We start from the raw sequence: 16,342 nt of genomic DNA, 5'->3' as shown, positions 1-16,342 counted from the left end.
CTTCGCGCCGTCTCGTCGTACTATTTCCTCAGGATCGCATCATGAGCGGACCATCCGACTACCAGCCGAGCAATCCGGCCCTGCAATGGATCGAGCGGCGCCTGCCGATCCTCGGCCTCATGCACTCCTCGTTCGTTGCCTATCCCACCCCGCGTAACCTGAACTATTGGTGGACCTTCGGCGCCATCCTTTCCTTCATGCTGGGGATGCAGATCCTGACCGGCGTGATCCTGGCGATGCATTATACGCCGCATGCCGATCTCGCCTTCAAATCGGTCGAGCTGATCGTCCGTGACGTGAACTACGGCTGGCTGCTGCGCAACATGCATGCGGTCGGCGCATCGATGTTCTTTGTCGCCGTCTACGTTCACATGTTCCGCGGCCTCTATTACGGGTCCTACAAGGAGCCGCGCGAGGTGCTGTGGATCCTCGGCGTCATCATCTACCTCTTGATGATGGCGACCGGCTTCATGGGCTACGTGCTGCCCTGGGGCCAGATGAGTTTCTGGGGCGCCACGGTCATCACCAACCTGTTCTCCGCCATTCCCTATGTCGGCGAGAGCATCGTGACGCTGCTGTGGGGCGGCTATTCGGTCGGCAATCCGACGCTCAACCGCTTCTTCTCGCTGCATTACCTGCTGCCGTTCCTGATCGCGGGCGTCGTCGTGCTCCACGTCTGGGCGCTGCACGTCGCCGGCCAGAACAATCCTGACGGCGTCGAGCCGAAGACGGAAAAGGACACGGTGCCGTTCACGCCGCATGCGACCATCAAGGACATGTTCGGCGTCGCCTGCTTCCTGCTGCTCTACGCCTGGTTCATCTTCTACATGCCGAACTATCTCGGCGACGCCGACAACTACATTCCGGCGAACCCGGGCGTGACGCCGCCGCACATCGTGCCGGAATGGTATTACCTGCCGTTCTACGCGATCCTGCGCTCGATCCCGAACAAGCTCGCCGGCGTCATCGGGATGTTCGGTGCGATCATCATCCTGTGTTTCCTGCCCTGGCTGGACGCCGCGAAGACGAGGTCGTCGAAGTATCGCCCGCTGGCCAAGCAGTTCTTCTGGATCTTCGTCGTGGTCTGCATCCTGCTCGGCTATCTCGGGGCGCAGCCGCCGGAAGGCATCTACGTCATTGCCGGCCGGGTCCTGACGGTCTGCTACTTCGCCTACTTCCTGATCGTGCTGCCGCTGCTCTCGCGCATCGAGAAGCCGCGGCCGGTGCCGAACTCGATCTCGGATGCGGTGCTAGCCAAGACCGGCAGCCGATCGACGCCGATGGTTTCGACCGCGATCATGCTGGCGCTCGCCGGTTCGTTGTTCGCAGGCTCGGTCGACAGCGCGAAGGCGTCTGAAGGCAGCGATACGCCTCCGGGCAACAAATGGTCGTTCTCCGGCCCTTTCGGTAAGTTCGACCGCGGCGCGCTGCAGCGCGGCCTGAAGGTCTACAAGGAGGTCTGCGCCAGCTGCCACGGCCTGTCCTATGTGGCCTTCCGCAACCTCGCCGAGCCCGGTGGGCCCGGCTATTCGGTGGCGCAGGCGGCGGCCTTCGCGTCGGACTACAAGGTCAAGGACGGTCCGAACGATGCCGGCGACATGTTCGAGCGTGCGGGGCGTCCGGCGGACTATTTCCCCTCGCCGTTCCCGAACGAGCAGGCCGCTCGCGCGGCGAACGGTGGCGCGGCGCCGCCCGACCTCTCCCTGATCACCAAGGCGCGCTCCTATAAGCGCGGCTTCCCCTGGTTCATCTTCGACTTCTTCACCCAGTTCCAGGAGCAGGGCCCGGACTACGTCTCGGCATTGCTGCAAGGCTTCGAGGACAAGGTGCCGGAAGGCGTCACCATCCCGGAGGGCTCGTACTACAACAAGTACTTCCCGGGCCACGCCATCAAGATGCCGAAGCCGCTCAGCGACGGCCAGGTGACCTATGACGACGGCTCGCCGACCACGGTCGCGCAGTACTCCAAGGACGTCACCACCTTCCTGATGTGGACCGCGGAGCCGCACATGGAAGCGCGCAAGCGCCTCGGATTCCAGGTCTTCGTGTTCCTGATCCTGTTCGCGGGCCTGATGTACTTCACCAAGAAGAAGGTCTGGGCCAGCTCGCACTGAGCGCTCTGATGCGACGAGAAAATGAAGAAGCCCCCGCAAGGGGGCTTTTTTGTTGGGTCCGTGTCCCGGACGCGCGAAGCGCGAGCCGGGACCCAGAATGCTCGTAGGGGCCCCGGATCGGCAGCGCATCACGCCGCAAGGGGCAACGCGCTGCGCAGCATCCGGGGCACGAGAGTTTGTTTGCGCGGTGATTGCGTCATTCGCATGCACCCGCCAAGATGCCACCAACCGCTCCCCCAAGAACTCATCGGAGGACACCATGGGAACCGCCATCACCTTCAAGCGTCCGGACGGCAAGGAGGCCTCGGGCTATCTCGCCAATGCCGCGCGCGGCAACGCGCCGGGCGTGGTCGTGATCCAGGAATGGTGGGGCCTGTCGGACCAGATCAAAGGCCTGTGCGACCGCTTCGCGCTGGCCGGTTTCGACGCGCTGGCGCCCGATCTCTACAAGGGCAAGGTGGTGCCGTATCACGACACGGACAGCGCCAACAAGGAGATGAACTCGCTCGACTTCATGGACGCCACCACGCAGACGGTACGCGGCGCCGCGCAATATCTGTCGCGTAACGGTGCCAAGGTCGGGCTGACCGGCTTCTGTCTCGGCGGCGCCGTCACCATCATCGGCTCGGTGCATGTACCGGAGCTCGCGGCCGGCGTCGTGTTCTACGGCATCCCGCCGGAGCAGGCGGCCAAGCCCGCCGACGTCAAGATCCCGCTCCAGGCCCATTTCGCCAACAAGGACGATTGGTGCACGCCGGAGCTGGTGGGCGGCTTCGAGAAGGCCATGAAGGCCGCCGGGAAGTCGCTGGAGCTGTTCCGCTATGACGCCGAGCACGCTTTCGTCAACGAGCAGCGCCAGGCCGTGCATGACCGCGAGGCCGCCGAGCTCGCCTGGGGCAGGGCAATCAAGTTCTTCGCCAATCATCTCGGCGGTAACAGCGCAGCCTGACCCAGCCTGTAGCCCGGATGGAGCGCAGCGTAATCCGGGGACTTTCCCTTGTGGCACGAACCCCGGATTGCGCTGCGCTCCATCCGGGCTACTGCCCGGCCACCCTTGACGCCGCCCCCGCGCCATGGTGAGTATCGCCCCCATGAGCACCGCCGTTCGCCCAGCCCGTTTTTGGTGGCGCACCTCCTAACGAGGTGGCCGGTGCGATTTTCCTTTCCCAAATCGTCTGAGGTCGCCAACGCAGTGCGGCGGCCTGATCGTTTGTCCTGTGTGGCGTTTCCTCGGCAAGTCTCGTAAGAGGACCCCAAGAGGATCACATGAACAGGACAGTCTTTGCCCTCCCGGCCAGAAGTGAGTACGCGACCCGCGCGGGTCTCGCGATCACGCGCGTGGCGGAGCAGTTCACCGGCGGCGCCAACAGGCTCGACGATCTCGTGAGCCTGCTCGACCGCCGTCGCGGCGTGGTGCTGTCCTCGGGCACGACCGTGCCCGGCCGCTATGAGAGCTTTGACCTCGGCTTCTCCGATCCGCCGCTCAAGCTCGAGACCACTGGCGTCAATTTCAAGCTGGAAGCGCTGAACGAGCGTGGGCAGGTGCTGATCGCCTTCCTGGTCGATGTGCTGCGCGAGCCCTGCGTCGTCATCTCCGAGAAGACGGCGACGCGGCTTGCCGGCCACATCATCCGCGGCGATGCGCCGGTCGAGGAAGACCAGCGTACGCGGCGCGCCAGCGTGATGTCGCTGGTGCGCGATCTCGTCGCCGCCTTCTCCGCCAATGACGACGGACTGCTCGGCCTGTTCGGCGCCTTCGCCTACGACCTGGTGTTCCAGATCGAGGACCTCGTGCAGAAGCGCGCGCGCGAGCAGGACCAGCGCGACATCGTGCTCTACGTCCCCGATCGCCTGCTGGCCTATGACCGCGCCACCGGCCGCGGCGTGGTGCTCTCGTACGACTTTGCCTGGAAGGGCAAATCCACCGAGGGCCTGCCCCGCGAGACTGCCGAGAGTCCGTATCTGAAGACGCCGCGGCAGGGTTTTGCCGATCACGCGCCCGGCGAATATCAGGCAACGGTCGAGACCGCGCGTGCGGCCTTCGCCCGCGGTGATCTCTTTGAAGCGGTGCCTGGGCAGCTGTTCGCCGAGCCTTGCGATCGTTCGCCGGCCGAAGTCTTCCAGCGCCTCTGCGTCATCAACCCGTCGCCCTACGGCGCGCTGATGAATCTGGGTGAGGGCGAATTTCTGGTGTCGGCCTCGCCGGAAATGTTCGTGCGGTCGGACGGGCGCCGGGTCGAGACCTGCCCGATCTCGGGCACGATCGCGCGCGGCAGCGATGCGATCGGCGACGCCGAGCAGATCCGCCAGCTCCTGAACTCGGAGAAGGACGAGTTCGAGCTCAACATGTGCACCGACGTCGACCGTAACGACAAGGCGCGCGTCTGCGTGCCCGGCACGATCAAGGTGCTGGCGCGGCGCCAGATCGAGACCTATTCAAAGCTCTTCCACACCGTCGATCATGTCGAGGGCATGCTGCGCCCCGGCTTCGACGCGCTCGATGCCTTCCTCACCCACGCCTGGGCGGTGACGGTGACCGGCGCACCCAAGCTCTGGGCGATGCAGTTCGTCGAGGATCACGAGCGCTCGCCGCGCCGCTGGTATGCCGGCGCGATCGGTGCGGTGAACTTCGACGGCAGCATCAACACCGGCCTGACCATCCGCACCATCCGCATGAAGGATGGTCTCGCCGAAGTGCGCGTCGGCGCCACCTGCCTGTTCGATTCCGATCCGGCCGCTGAAGACCGCGAATGCCAGGTCAAGGCCGCCGCGCTGTTCCAGGCGCTGCGCGGCGATCCGCCGAAGCCGCTGTCGACCTTTGCGCCCGATGCGACCGGCTCGGGCAAGCGGGTGCTGTTGATCGATCACGACGATAGCTTCGTGCACATGCTCGCTGATTATTTCCGCCAGGTCGGCGCCGACGTTACCGTGGTCCGCCATGTGCATGCGCTCGACATGCTCAAGCGGAAGACATGGGATTTGCTGGTGCTGTCGCCCGGTCCCGGCAGGCCGGAAGATTTCGGGATCAAGAAGACGATCGACGCGGCGCTGGAGAGGAAGCTGCCGGTGTTCGGCGTCTGCTTGGGCGTGCAGGCGATCGGCGAATATTTCGGCGGCGAGCTCGGCCAACTCACCCATCCCGCCCATGGCCGGCCCTCGCGGGTGCAGGTGCGCGGCGGGCGATTGATGCGCAATCTGCCGAACGAGATCGTCATCGGCCGCTATCACTCGCTTTATTTCGAGCGCGACAGCATGCCGGAGGTGTTGTCCGTCACAGCCAGCACCGAGGACGGTGTCGCCATGGCGCTGGAGCACAAGACGCTGCCGGTCGCCGGCGTGCAATTCCACCCGGAATCGCTGATGTCGCTCAGCAATGAGGTGGGCTTGCGTATTGTTGAAAACGCGTTCCGGTTGGATGCGCGTGTCGATTGAGAGGCACCAATGACCTTTGACCACGATATCAAGGCGAGCGTCCGGACCATCCCCGACTATCCCAAGCCGGGGATCATGTTCCGCGACATCACGACCCTGCTCGCTGACGCGCGCGCGTTCCGCCGCGCGGTGGACGAGCTCGTCAATCCCTGGGCCGGCAACAAGATCGACAAGGTCGCAGGCATGGAGGCGCGTGGCTTCATCATCGGCGGCGCAGTGGCGCACCAGCTCTCGGCCGGCTTCGTGCCGATCCGCAAGAAAGGCAAGCTGCCGCACACCACCGTGCGCATCGCCTACTCGCTCGAATACGGCATCGACGAGATGGAGATGCATGTCGACGCGATCCAGCCCGGCGAGCGCGTCATCCTGGTCGACGACCTCATCGCCACCGGCGGCACCGCGGAGGGCGCGGTGAAGCTGCTGCGCCAGATCGGCGCCAACGTCGTCGCCGCCTGCTTCATCATCGACTTGCCCGAGCTCGGCGGCGCCGCCAAGCTGCGCGCCATGGACGTGCCCGTGCGAACGCTGATGACGTTCGAGGGACACTGAGAGGTCGCCGCGATCTTCAGATCGCCTCGGCCTTCAGTTCATCCCGCCAATGCAGCAGGCGCTCCTTCAGGAGTGCGTTCCTGACATAGGCGGTTTCCTCATCCTCCAGGCGCTCGCATTCGCCAAAGGTCAGGCCGGCCTCGCCATGCGCATTCCAGGCAGCCTGGAGGCTGCGGCAGGTGTGGCTGCCTTGGCGTAGCGAGAACCAGATGCGGTTCTGGATCGTCTCGAGGTTCGGTGCCTGGCCGACCCAGGCCTCGCCGGAGGCCGCACAGCGGACGACATAGACGCCCGCGATGGTCTTTCGCTCCTTGTAGGCGGCGATCGCTGCTTTCCGGTCGATGCTCACGGTGACAGGCCTTGCTGAGGGGATACCGATGTCCGCCTCAATAAGCCCGCTTCAACCCGCAGTCAATATTATCCGGGTGAAATTATCTAGGATCGCTGCAGGATCAGGCTGAGCTCGAGCTCGCGGAAAGCAAAGTAATTCCGCCGGGTCCATTGGTGCAGCTCGGTCGACGCGTCCTTCTCTTGGCGCAGATAGCCGGTGAAGGAGAAGTTCAGCCGGTCGACATAGGTCTTGAGGAAGCCGGGCAAGGCAGGCAGGCGGAACAGGCGGCCGCCGGCCATCGCGGCCGGCAGCTCGCCGCGCACGACATATTCATTGTCCACGGTGATCAGGTTCATCCGCGGGATCTGCCCGCGCAGCATCTCGTGGGCGCGGGCCGAGGCGCGGTCGGTGTCGGCGACGAACAGGATCTGTGGTGCGACGTGGCGGCGGGCGGCCTCCTTCAAGAGGCCGATTTCGTCGGTCATCTTGAAGAACTCGTCGAAGGCGTGGAAGCCGAGGTCGATCACCTTGGCCATGCCGTCATCGACGATGACGCGGTCCATCAGCTGCATCTTGCCGTAGGTATCGATCACGTCGGCGGTCTCCGTGATCTTTGGCAGGTAGTCGAGCAGCGACGGTTCCTTCAGATTGACGTCGAAGGCCGCGACATTGCCGTTCTTGAGCAGCAGAAATTCGGCAAGCAGCCGCGCCAGCAGTGTCTTGCCGACCTGCGGGCGGGGCGAGCAGATGATGTAGACGGGCGTTGCGGGCATCGGCAGCTATATCAGTCGAACCTGGCGACCAATCCAGCCGTATCAGCCCTGCTTGCGCAACTATTTTTCGCTGTTTCGGGTGACGGGCTTCGAACCCACGATGTCAGTCAGCCGGATCCGGTCGAACTCGCTCCAGACATTCGCCAGCCAGTGCCGGACATAGCCGCGCAGCACGAAGGAATAGTTCGCGGCCTCGTCGCTGATGCCCTTGTTGGCGACGAATTTCAGGAACGGGACGGAGGACACTTCGACCTGCTCATAGGCCATTTCGTTGAGCTTGGGGATGGTCAGCTCGGTCGCGTCCTTAATGCGGTGGAAGTAGGAATTGTAGGTCGCCTGGTCCCATTGGAAGAACTGGGTGTCGTTGATGAAGTTCTTCACCAGGAAATATTTTGCGCCGGTCATGAAGCCGGCGGTCTCGGCGATCTCCTCCAGCGAGGCGATCGAGGGTCCGAGGATGTGGAACACCGCGAAGGTGATCTGGCCGGCCTTGGCGGCGTCGAGGAAGCCGATGTCGCGCAGCGAAGCCAGCGCAGGCGAGAGCAGGCCCGCGCGAACGTCGATCACGGTCACCGACGGGCTCACCGCGTTAAGTGTGTCGAAGATCTTCATCTGGTCCGATGTCGTCGTCATGTCGACGATCTCGGTGATGTCGGGGTGGAAGCGCTTCAGGGTTCCGCGCGGCGATTCCGTGTCGAAGGCGCGCGTCGGCACGTTGTTGGCGGAAAAATAATCGAGCAAGGTCCGCGACACCGTGGTCTTGCCGACCCCGCCCTTGTCCGCGCCCACCACAACCACTGCCGGCTTTGCCATTGCTGTCCCCTAACGCGCCCCCGATCGCGAGGTCGCAATCGGCCGGGCCCCAAATCGATGTCCCAAGGATGTCCCAAGTCTGCTGTTGGGCGCGAACATGGCAGAAACAAGGGAGAATTCAAATCCTCGGCATGTCGATACGGCAATTCCCGAAGTTTTTCCCAATCGCGGCGAAACCCGCCGCGCATGGCAGGACATCGCGTGCTTAATGACGGCCCCAGGGACCCATGAGATTGCCTGTAGGCTTGCTGCTCGCGGTCTCCGAGGGGCCGGGTGCGGGCAGGGGCGGCGGAGGAGCGGCCGGGCCGCTGGCGTCGTCCCACGGGCCATGACGCAGCGGCGGTGGGGCGTCCTGCAGGTCGGCTTGCGCCTCGGGCTCCTCCGTTTCCTCGGCCAGCGGCCGCGGGCCAGGATCGTGGCCGCCGGCAAACTTGACCAGCGCGTCGACCCGGGACTGCACGGATGGGTGGGTCGCGAACAGATCGGCAAAGCCCTCGCGGGGATTGTCGACGCAGAGCTCCATCACGGCCGAGGTCGCGCCGGGCAGCTCGCCGCGATTCTCGATCTTGCGCAGCGCCGAGATCATCGCATCAGGGTCTTTCGTCAGCTCGACGGAGCCGGCGTCGGCGAGATATTCGCGCGAACGTGACAGTGCGAGCTTGACCACCTGGGACAGCAGCCAGGCCACCACGATCAGCACGATCGCGATGATGATCACGATTACCGCGCCGCCGCCGGAACTCTTGTTGTCGCTCGAGGAGGAGGACGACCGCGACGACGAGGAGGAGCCCGAGGACCATGAGCCGCCGGAGCCGGAGCTCCAGTTGAAATTGGTGAACAGGCGGAAGAACAATTCGCCGAAGAAGCCGACCACGCCGGCGATGATGACGGCGACCACCATCAGCTGCACATCGCCGTTCTTGATGTGGGTCAGCTCGTGGCCCAGCACCGCCTCGATCTCCTTGTCGTTCAGGGCATCGAGGAGACCCGTGGTGACGGTGATCGAATATTGCCGCGGATTGAGGCCGGTCGCGAACGCGTTCAGCGCCGGGCTCTCCATGATCTTCAGCTTCGGCATGGTGATGCCGCGCGAGATGCAGAGGTTTTCCAGCAGATTGTAGAGCCGCGGCTCCTCCTGCCTCGTGACGTCGTGGCCGCCGGTCACCGCGTCGATCATCGACTGGTGGAAGAAATAGGCGATCACGACCCAGGCCGCCGCCACGATCGTCGCAACCGGCGCGGCCACGATCAGATCGTGGAGGGCGCGCCTCAGGTAATAGACGACGGTCTCATTGCCGTTGATGACGACTTCGGCGACCAGCGCGCCAGCATAGACCAGCACGTAGACCAGCATGAACAGGCCGGCGAGCAGCAGCATCGAACGAAGCTTGTTCGAGGCGATGTGCGTGTAGAGTCCATACGCGGCCATGACGCGGGTGCCCTGCCGGCCTATCGGCTCAAGATCAGAACTTCACCTGCGGCGCGGCCTCGACCTCGGTGCGGCTGGCGCCGAGATCGAAGAAGTCCTTCCTGGTGAAGCCGAACATGCCTGCGAACAAGGCGGCGGGCAGCTGCTGGATGCCGGTGTTGTATTCCTGGACCGCGTTGTTGAAGAAGCGGCGGCTCGCCGCGATCTTGTTCTCGAGGTCGGAAAGCTCGGATGCGAGTTGCTGGAAATTGGCGTTGGCCTTGAGGTCGGGATAGGCCTCCGACAGCGCGATCAGCCGGCCGAGCGCGCCGGACAGCTGGTTCTCGGCCGCAGAAACCTGCGCCGGCCCCTGCGCCGACATCGCCGAATTGCGTGCCTTGATGACATCGTCGAGCGTGCCGCGCTCATGCGAGGCGTAGCCCTTCACCGTCTCGACCAGGTTCGGAATCAGGTCGTGGCGCTGCTTGAGCTGCACGTCGATATCGGCAAAGGCCTGGCCGACGCGCTGGCTCAGCGCCACCAGGCGGTTGTAGGCGCTGAAGGCGAACAGCGCGAGGACGACGATGACGCCGAGAACGATCCAGCCGGTCGACATGGAGAACTCCTGAAGGGGGAAGAAGGCAGGCGCTAGCCTAGACCAAATTGGCGCAGGATGAGAGCCCGGCGCAGAGGGGAGGTAAGACTTGGTCGAATGTGGAGCCGCCCGCGTTCAAGGCAAAAGTCCGGAACGAGGTTAACTTTCGGACAGAATAGCGTCGCCCCAGCGCCAGCGGCGTGCCCCAGCATAGGCGGCCTTGTCGCGGCGAGGCACCCTCGTGATGGCGACGCCGTCCTCGGTGCAGAGCTTGGCCGTGATCTCGGCCTTGCCGACATCCGGGGGCGCCAGCACGCGCGCGGCACGGGTAGTCGGCGGCGTTCGGGTCAGCGCGACGTAGATAAGACGCTCGTCCTCGAACGGCATCTCGGCGCCCTTGATCTGGCGGTGCGCCTGCGAGCGCGGCAGGCGCTGGTTGAAATGGCACCAGTCGGGCGCGGTGAGCGGGCAGGGCTTTTCGTGCGGGCAGGGGGCGGCGACGTAAGCGCCAGCCGCGATCAGCTGCTGCCGCAGGGCGAGGATGCGCGCGGTGCCGGCGGGCGTGCCGGGCTCGATCACGACCAGCGCGTGGCGCGCTTTTGCCCACATCGCGTCCGCGAGCTTGCGCTGGTCGCTTTCGCCCAGCTCGCCGATGACGTAGCTGGCGACGACGAGATCGGCTGGCGAGACTTCAGTGAGGTTGCCGCCGGCATCGCCGGGCAGATAGCGGCACTCCGCCAATCGTGAGCTGTCGCGCGCCAGTTCGAGTGCAAGCCGGCTCAAGGTGGCGTTGGCGTCGAGCAGGGTAAAATCCTGCAGCGATGGAAAGGCTTCCGCAGCGGCCCAGCTCGCGGTGCCCGGACCTGCGCCGACATCGAGCAACGTTTCCGGGGCGAGATCGGGCGCAATCTCGGTGAGCGCATTGAGGCTGGCGGCCACGGCCGCGTAGGTCGCCGGCATGCGCGCGAGCGCATAGGCGAGCGCATCGGAGTCCGTCTTGATGGTGCCGGAGCCGCCGCCGGCGCGGTAGGCGGTCGAGATTTTCTGCGACCGTTGTGCAGCGTCGGTGCGGGAGAAGCCCTGCAGCTTGCCGTCGAGGGCGGCCTTGAGTTCGGCGGGGAGGGTGGGGGCTATCATCATCCGCAGTCATGCCCCGCGAAGGCGGGGCATCCAGTACTCCGAGACAGTGCCGTCAACCGAGAAGCCGCAGCGTACTGGATCATCCGCCTTCGCGGATGATGACGTCAATGGGTGTGGAACGACCGCAGCGTCACGCCACGTTCTGGTCGAGGATGTCCACCGCTTCGGACAGGCTGACCGACACCAGCTGCGAGACGCCGCGCTCGGCCATGGTGACGCCGAACAGGCGGTTCATCCGCGCCATCGTGATCGGATTGTGCGTGATGATGATGAAGCGCGTGTCGGTCGAGCCGGTCATCTCGTGCAGCAGGTTGCAGTACCGTTCGACGTTGTGGTCGTCGAGCGGCGCGTCGACTTCGTCCAGCACGCAGATCGGCGAAGGGTTGGTGAGGAACACCGCGAAGATCAACGCCATCGCGGTCAACGCCTGCTCGCCGCCCGAGAGCAGCGACAGCGTCTGCGGCTTCTTGCCCGGCGGTTTCGCAATGATTTCGAGGCCGGCTTCCAGCGGGTCGTCGCTCTCGATCAGGTGCAGCGCCGCTTCGCCGCCGCCGAACAGCTCGACGAACAGGCGCTTGAAGTGGTTGTTGACGACCTCGAACGAGGTCAAGAGGCGCTCGCGCGCTTCCTTGTTGAGGCTCTGGATGCCCTGGCGCAGCCGCTTGATGGCTTCGACGAGGTCGTCGCGTTCGGTGACGAGGCCGGTGTGCTGGGTCTCGACCTCGCGCAGCTCCTCCTCGGCGCGCAGATTGACGGCGCCGAGGCGCTCGCGGTCGCGGCGCATCTTCTCGAGGTCTTCCTCGATGTCGTGCAGCGGCGGCAGCTCCGCACCGGGCTCAAGTTCGGCAAGGCCGGCGACGGCTTGCGGCTCGACTTCCAGCATGTCGCGGATCTCGCGCTCGATGTCCTCGAGCCGGCGCCGGGCGCCTTCCATGCGCTCCTCGGCGCGGGCGGTGGCCTCGCGCGAGCTGGAGAGCGCCTCCAAGGTCAGCTTGGCGACGCGATCGGTCTCGGCCATCGCGGTCTCCGCGGTGGCGAGCGCGTCGGCGGCCATGCGGCGGTCGTTTTCCGCATATTCGATCTCGGTGATCAGCGCGCTGCGCTTCTCGGCGAACACTTGCGGCGCGTTTTCGAGCTCGCTGCGCTCGATCGTGAGCTCGGCGATGCGGGCCTGGATGGTGTCGATGTGGGAGGCCGCACTCTCCTTGCGGTTCTGCCACTCGGTGCGCTCGGCCAGGATCGCCTGCACGCGGCGGTCGGCGAGCTCGGCCTCGCGCGCCAGCGCCTGCGCCTCGGCGCGGACCTGGGCGGCCATGCGGCGATGGCCTTCGATGTCGCTGCGGACCGCGGCGAGACGGGTTTCGGTGTCCTCGCTCGACGGCAGCTCGGAAATGCCGGCTTCGGCATATTCATACGCAGCTTCGGCCTCGGCGCGGTCGGCGGCGAGACGGCTGTGCGCTTCCGACAGTGTTGCCTTGCGCGCGGCATGGCGGCTGATCTCGCGCTCGGCGGTGGCATGACGCTCGCGCGCGACGTTGAGCTCGCGCTGCGCGGCGCGCCAGGCTTCGCGGCTGGCGCCTTCGGTGCTGGCCGCCATCTGCAGCTCGGACTCGGCGTTCTCCAGCGCCTGACGCTTGATCTGCGCGTCGATGCGGGCCTGCTCCAGCTCGTTCTCGATGTCGACGAGGCGGGCGCGCTCGGCCAGGCGCCTCGCTGCGCCGGTCGGGGCGTGAGCGGCCGCGACAAAACCGTCCCAGCGCCAGACGTCGCCCTCGGGCGAAACCAGCCGCTGGCCGGTCTTGAGCTGAGAGACCAGCTCGGCACCGCGCTCGCGCGGCACCACGCCGATCTGGGCCAGACGGCGCGTCAGCTCGGCCGGCGCCTGCACATGATTGGCGAGCGGCACGGCGCCTTCGGGCAGCTCCGGATCGCCGTCGGTCTGGCCGACATTGGTCCAGCGCATCGGCGCCGACGGGTCGATCGGGGCATCGAGATCGTCGCCGAGCGCGGCGCCGATCGCCTTTTCAAAACCCTTGTCGACGGTGATGCCGTCGATGATCGGCGGCCACAGATTCTTGGTCTCGCCGTTGAGGATCTTGGAAATCGTGCGCGCCTCGGTTTCGAGCCGCTGTGCGCGCTTGTCGGCCTCGACCAGCGGCGAGCGCGAGGATTCCAGCGTCTGGCGTGCCGCGACGTGGGCGGCTTCGCTCGCTTGCGCTGCGGCTTCCGAGGCGGCCAGCGTCTGCTCCGCGGTCTCGACCGTCGCGGTCAGCTCGTCGAGATCGCCGAAGCCGCCGGTCTCGGCGGCAAGCTTCTGCTCTTCCGCTGCGACGTTCGCGATCTCCTGGTCGAGCCGGGCGAGCTTGTCGCGGTGGGTGCGGACGTTGGCCTCGAGCTGGTTGCGCTTGGCGGTGAGGTCGGCGAGCGCGGTGGTGAGCTCGGCGAACTGCTGCTCGGTTTCGGTCAGCACCGCCTCGGCTTCGCCGACGCGCTCGTCGACACCGGAGCGCTTCTCGACGCGCGACTTGATCTCTTCCTTCAGTTCGGAGTCTTCGGTGTCGAGCCGCTGCAGCGCGACGTCGGCGTCCATGGTCTGCTGCTGGGCGCGCGAGATATCGCCTTCGAACTGGGCGAGACGACGCTCGAGCTCGGCGACGCGCTCCTTGGCGCGCTCTTCCTCGCGGTCGAGCAGCTCGCGGGCATTGGTCAGGCGCTGCAAGCCTGCAGCGGCGCGCGCCTCGGCATCGCGCAGCGCCGGCATTTCGGCGGCGCGGATCGCCTGGATGCGGGCGGCTTCGGCCTGGTGCTGGGTGCGCTCGGCCATCTCGCGGACGGCGATGTCATGGGTCTGGCCGGATTCGTTGACGTCGGCATGCGCGCCGATCCAGCGCAGATGAAACAGCGTAGCTTCGGCCTTGCGGACCTTGGCCGCGACCTCGCGGTAGCGCACGGCCTGGCGGGCCTGCTTCTTCAGGCCTTCCATTTGTCCTGCGAGCTGGCCGATCACGTCCTCGACGCGGGTCAGGTTGGTTTCGGCCGCCTTCAGCCGCAGCTCGGCCTCGTGGCGGCGGGCGTGCAGACCGGCGACGCCGGCAGCGTCTTCCAGCACGCGGCGGCGCTGCTCGGGCTTGGCCTGGATGATCTCGCCGATCTTGCCCTGGTGGACGAGGGCCGGCGAACGCGCGCCGGTGGCGGCATCCGCAAACAGGATCTGCACGTCGCGGGCGCGTACGTCGCGGCCGTTGATGCGGTAGACCGACCCCGCCTCGCGCTCGATGCGGCGGGAGATTTCGAGCAGCTGGCTGTCGTTCATCGCCGCCGGCGCGGTGCGATCGGCATTGTCGATCGTCATCGTCACTTCGGCGTGGTTGCGCGCGGGACGGTTGCCGGAGCCGGCGAAGATCACCGCGTCCATGTCGGCGGCGCGCAGCGACTTATACGAGGTCTCACCCATCGCCCAGCGCAGCGCTTCGACGAGATTCGACTTGCCGCAACCGTTGGGCCCAACCACGCCGGTCAGGCCGGGCTCGATGACGAAGTCCGTGGGCTCAACGAAGGACTTGAAGCCGTGAAGGCGCAGGCGGGTGATTTTCATAAGCACGCATCTCTGTTGGCAGGCGCGAATCCCCCTGCCGGGACACTACCATGGAAGGCAGTGTCGCTATCCGGGCGAGTCGCGCGAGGCGCCTCATGCGGCTGGACAATGGCCGCGGTGCGCCGCGAGGGCAACCGGCGAAAGCCGCTTTTCCCAAGGGATTTATGCCGGGAAAGATACGGCTTTCGAGATGCGAATCAGGATATTGACGAGCGAATCAGCTCTTCAGCAGCGGATTGATCTTCTTGGCGAACTCCTCGAACGAGGTCTCGCCCTTGATCTTCTCGCCGTTGATGAAGAAGGTCGGCGTCGAATCCACCTTCAGAACGTCGCTGGCATATTTCTGGTCGGCGGCAATCTTGTCGAGCAGCGCCTGATCCTTCAGGCAGGCCTCGACCTGCTGCTGGGTGAGGCCGGCCTGCTTGCCGATCCGCGTCAGGGTCTCGGTGGTGTTCTTCACCACCCAGTCGTTCTGCTGGCGGAACAGCATGTCGGTGACCGCGAAGTATTTCGGCCCGTCGCCATTGGCGATGCAGCGGGACAACATCGAGCCGGCGGCGGCTTTGATGTCGAGCGGGAACTCGCGGAAGATGTAACGCACCTTGCCGGTGTCGATGTATTCCTTCTTGATCTTCGGGAACACCTGCTCGTTGAAGGCGGCACAATGCGGGCAGGTCATCGAGGCGTATTCGGTGATGGTGACGGCGGCGTCGTTCGGGCCGAGCGCCATGTCGGGCAGCGATACGGGCTTGGCGACGTCGGCGGCCGACTGCGCCATGGCCTCGGAGACGAACTGCAGCGGCGAGAGCCCGGCGAGCGCGGCAAGCCCGGTCAGCGACAGCATCGTAGTGAAGGCGCGGCGGGTGATGATCAAGGTCGGCTCCCGAATTGGCAAAAATCTCGCCCCAGGGGTCCATGAAGTTCCCGCCCGGGCGGCCTGTCGCTAGCTTGAAACGTAGCTTGAGGCAATGGCGAGCGGTAGAGACGGGTCCAGATTGACCGCGAAATAAGGCTCAATTTCGCTTGATGGCGGCCCCCAGCCGCGCCAGCGCCGTCTTCAGTTGTTCATCTTCGATGTCGCCAAGGCTCTCCGCCACCTTGGCCACCGATTTGGGATCGGGCGGGCCGGGCCGCACCGGCCGCCGGGGGCGCGACAGCGGAGCCTGGCGGAAGGCGAGCTTGCCGACCGCGCTCCAGCCGAAGAAGCGGTTCACGCGCTCCAGGATCACGTCGGCGGAATGCTGGGTCTCCAGCGCCATCGGCCCCTCCACCCGCAGCACCAGGGTCGCCGGCTCCTGCGGCTGGCCCTCCACCGGGCGCGGCCATTGCATCTTCAGCGGCTCGGCATGGGCCGCGATCTCCGGACCTGCAATCTGCGCCCACCGCGTCACCAATTCGCGCGCCGCAAACCCCTGCTTGGCATAGGCCTCGGCAAAGACGTCGTTGAGCAGGATGCCCAGCGGCTTGGCGCTGAGGGGACCGGGTTTGGGAGGGAATTTGGACATGGGTCCTTATAGCACCATGCGCGACGTGTCAGGAACTGACGCCGTCATGGCCGGGCTTTGTCCCGGCCATCCACGTCTCGCCACGAA

The 16,342-nt window shown here is 65.6% G+C and carries 13 protein-coding genes; 4 read left to right on the top strand and 9 right to left on the bottom strand.

Annotated features, from left to right (window positions below; all coding sequences use genetic code 11):
- The first annotated feature begins 41 nt into the window (after window positions 1-41).
- From fbcH to BM190_RS31360, 4 genes are all read left to right on the top strand, one after another.
- Window positions 42-2,114: a cytochrome b/c1 gene (fbcH, locus tag BM190_RS31375; RefSeq protein ID WP_092261536.1), complete on the top strand. Its 2,073-nt coding sequence runs from the start codon at window positions 42-44 to the stop codon at window positions 2,112-2,114.
- 259 nt (window positions 2,115-2,373) lie between these two features.
- A complete protein-coding gene (locus tag BM190_RS31370; protein ID WP_018323308.1) occupies window positions 2,374-3,063 on the top strand; it encodes a dienelactone hydrolase family protein in 690 nt (229 codons plus the stop codon).
- Window positions 3,064-3,380: 317 nt separating this feature from the next.
- Entirely contained in the window at window positions 3,381-5,546 is a 2,166-nt protein-coding gene (locus tag BM190_RS31365; protein WP_092261535.1) for an anthranilate synthase component I, read from the top strand.
- A 9-nt stretch (window positions 5,547-5,555) separates the two neighbouring features.
- Window positions 5,556-6,095 carry an adenine phosphoribosyltransferase gene (locus tag BM190_RS31360; RefSeq protein ID WP_018323310.1) on the top strand — a complete coding sequence of 180 codons (540 nt, stop codon included), beginning with the start codon at window positions 5,556-5,558 and terminating at the stop codon, window positions 6,093-6,095.
- 16 nt (window positions 6,096-6,111) lie between these two features.
- On the opposite strand, the gene BM190_RS31355 is transcribed toward BM190_RS31360, so the two are convergent.
- The 9 genes from BM190_RS31355 to BM190_RS31315 form a co-directional block, all read right to left on the bottom strand.
- Entirely contained in the window at window positions 6,112-6,444 is a 333-nt protein-coding gene (locus tag BM190_RS31355) for a GIY-YIG nuclease family protein (RefSeq protein WP_092261534.1), read from the bottom strand.
- A gap of 86 nt (window positions 6,445-6,530) precedes the next feature.
- Entirely contained in the window at window positions 6,531-7,199 is a 669-nt protein-coding gene (locus tag BM190_RS31350; RefSeq protein WP_028141698.1) for a P-loop NTPase family protein, read from the bottom strand.
- A 60-nt stretch (window positions 7,200-7,259) separates the two neighbouring features.
- Entirely contained in the window at window positions 7,260-8,012 is a 753-nt protein-coding gene (locus BM190_RS31345; RefSeq protein ID WP_018323313.1) for a P-loop NTPase family protein, read from the bottom strand.
- A 205-nt stretch (window positions 8,013-8,217) separates the two neighbouring features.
- Window positions 8,218-9,441: a M48 family metallopeptidase gene (locus BM190_RS31340; RefSeq protein WP_092261533.1), complete on the bottom strand. Its 1,224-nt coding sequence runs from the start codon at window positions 9,439-9,441 to the stop codon at window positions 8,218-8,220.
- 34 nt (window positions 9,442-9,475) lie between these two features.
- On the bottom strand, window positions 9,476-10,036 hold the full coding sequence (locus tag BM190_RS31335) for a LemA family protein (RefSeq protein WP_018323315.1): 561 nt from the start codon (window positions 10,034-10,036) through the stop codon (window positions 9,476-9,478).
- 138 nt (window positions 10,037-10,174) lie between these two features.
- The gene (locus BM190_RS31330) at window positions 10,175-11,155 is read right to left on the bottom strand and encodes a small ribosomal subunit Rsm22 family protein (protein WP_092261532.1); all 981 of its coding nucleotides are present in this window, start codon (window positions 11,153-11,155) and stop codon (window positions 10,175-10,177) included.
- Window positions 11,156-11,285: 130 nt separating this feature from the next.
- Window positions 11,286-14,750 (bottom strand): chromosome segregation protein SMC, encoded by a 3,465-nt coding sequence (smc, locus tag BM190_RS31325; RefSeq protein ID WP_092261531.1) that lies wholly within the window; start codon window positions 14,748-14,750, stop codon window positions 11,286-11,288.
- Window positions 14,751-14,967: 217 nt separating this feature from the next.
- Window positions 14,968-15,624 carry a DsbA family protein gene (locus BM190_RS31320; RefSeq protein ID WP_092261530.1) on the bottom strand — a complete coding sequence of 219 codons (657 nt, stop codon included), beginning with the start codon at window positions 15,622-15,624 and terminating at the stop codon, window positions 14,968-14,970.
- A gap of 139 nt (window positions 15,625-15,763) precedes the next feature.
- Complete coding sequence (locus BM190_RS31315; protein ID WP_092261529.1) at window positions 15,764-16,255, bottom strand: DUF721 domain-containing protein; 492 nt, start codon at window positions 16,253-16,255, stop codon at window positions 15,764-15,766.
- Window positions 16,256-16,342 lie beyond the last annotated feature (87 nt).

Origin of the sequence: Bradyrhizobium sp. Rc3b, assembly GCF_900114915.1 — a bacterium.
Taxonomy (GTDB): domain Bacteria; phylum Pseudomonadota; class Alphaproteobacteria; order Rhizobiales; family Xanthobacteraceae; genus Bradyrhizobium.
This window is presented reverse-complemented; position numbering and strand designations above follow the sequence as displayed.

Coding starts and splice junctions, on each gene's coding strand:
- fbcH (WP_092261536.1), top strand. CDS start 42: ATGAGCGGACCATCCGACTACCAGCCGAGCAATCCGGCCCTGCAATGG.
- BM190_RS31370 (WP_018323308.1), top strand. CDS start 2,374: ATGGGAACCGCCATCACCTTCAAGCGTCCGGACGGCAAGGAGGCCTCG.
- BM190_RS31365 (WP_092261535.1), top strand. CDS start 3,381: ATGAACAGGACAGTCTTTGCCCTCCCGGCCAGAAGTGAGTACGCGACC.
- BM190_RS31360 (WP_018323310.1), top strand. CDS start 5,556: ATGACCTTTGACCACGATATCAAGGCGAGCGTCCGGACCATCCCCGAC.
- BM190_RS31350 (WP_028141698.1), bottom strand. CDS start 7,199: ATGCCCGCAACGCCCGTCTACATCATCTGCTCGCCCCGCCCGCAGGTC.
- BM190_RS31345 (WP_018323313.1), bottom strand. CDS start 8,012: ATGGCAAAGCCGGCAGTGGTTGTGGTGGGCGCGGACAAGGGCGGGGTC.
- BM190_RS31340 (WP_092261533.1), bottom strand. CDS start 9,441: ATGGCCGCGTATGGACTCTACACGCACATCGCCTCGAACAAGCTTCGT.
- BM190_RS31335 (WP_018323315.1), bottom strand. CDS start 10,036: ATGTCGACCGGCTGGATCGTTCTCGGCGTCATCGTCGTCCTCGCGCTG.
- BM190_RS31330 (WP_092261532.1), bottom strand. CDS start 11,155: ATGATGATAGCCCCCACCCTCCCCGCCGAACTCAAGGCCGCCCTCGAC.
- smc (WP_092261531.1), bottom strand. CDS start 14,750: ATGAAAATCACCCGCCTGCGCCTTCACGGCTTCAAGTCCTTCGTTGAG.
- BM190_RS31315 (WP_092261529.1), bottom strand. CDS start 16,255: ATGTCCAAATTCCCTCCCAAACCCGGTCCCCTCAGCGCCAAGCCGCTG.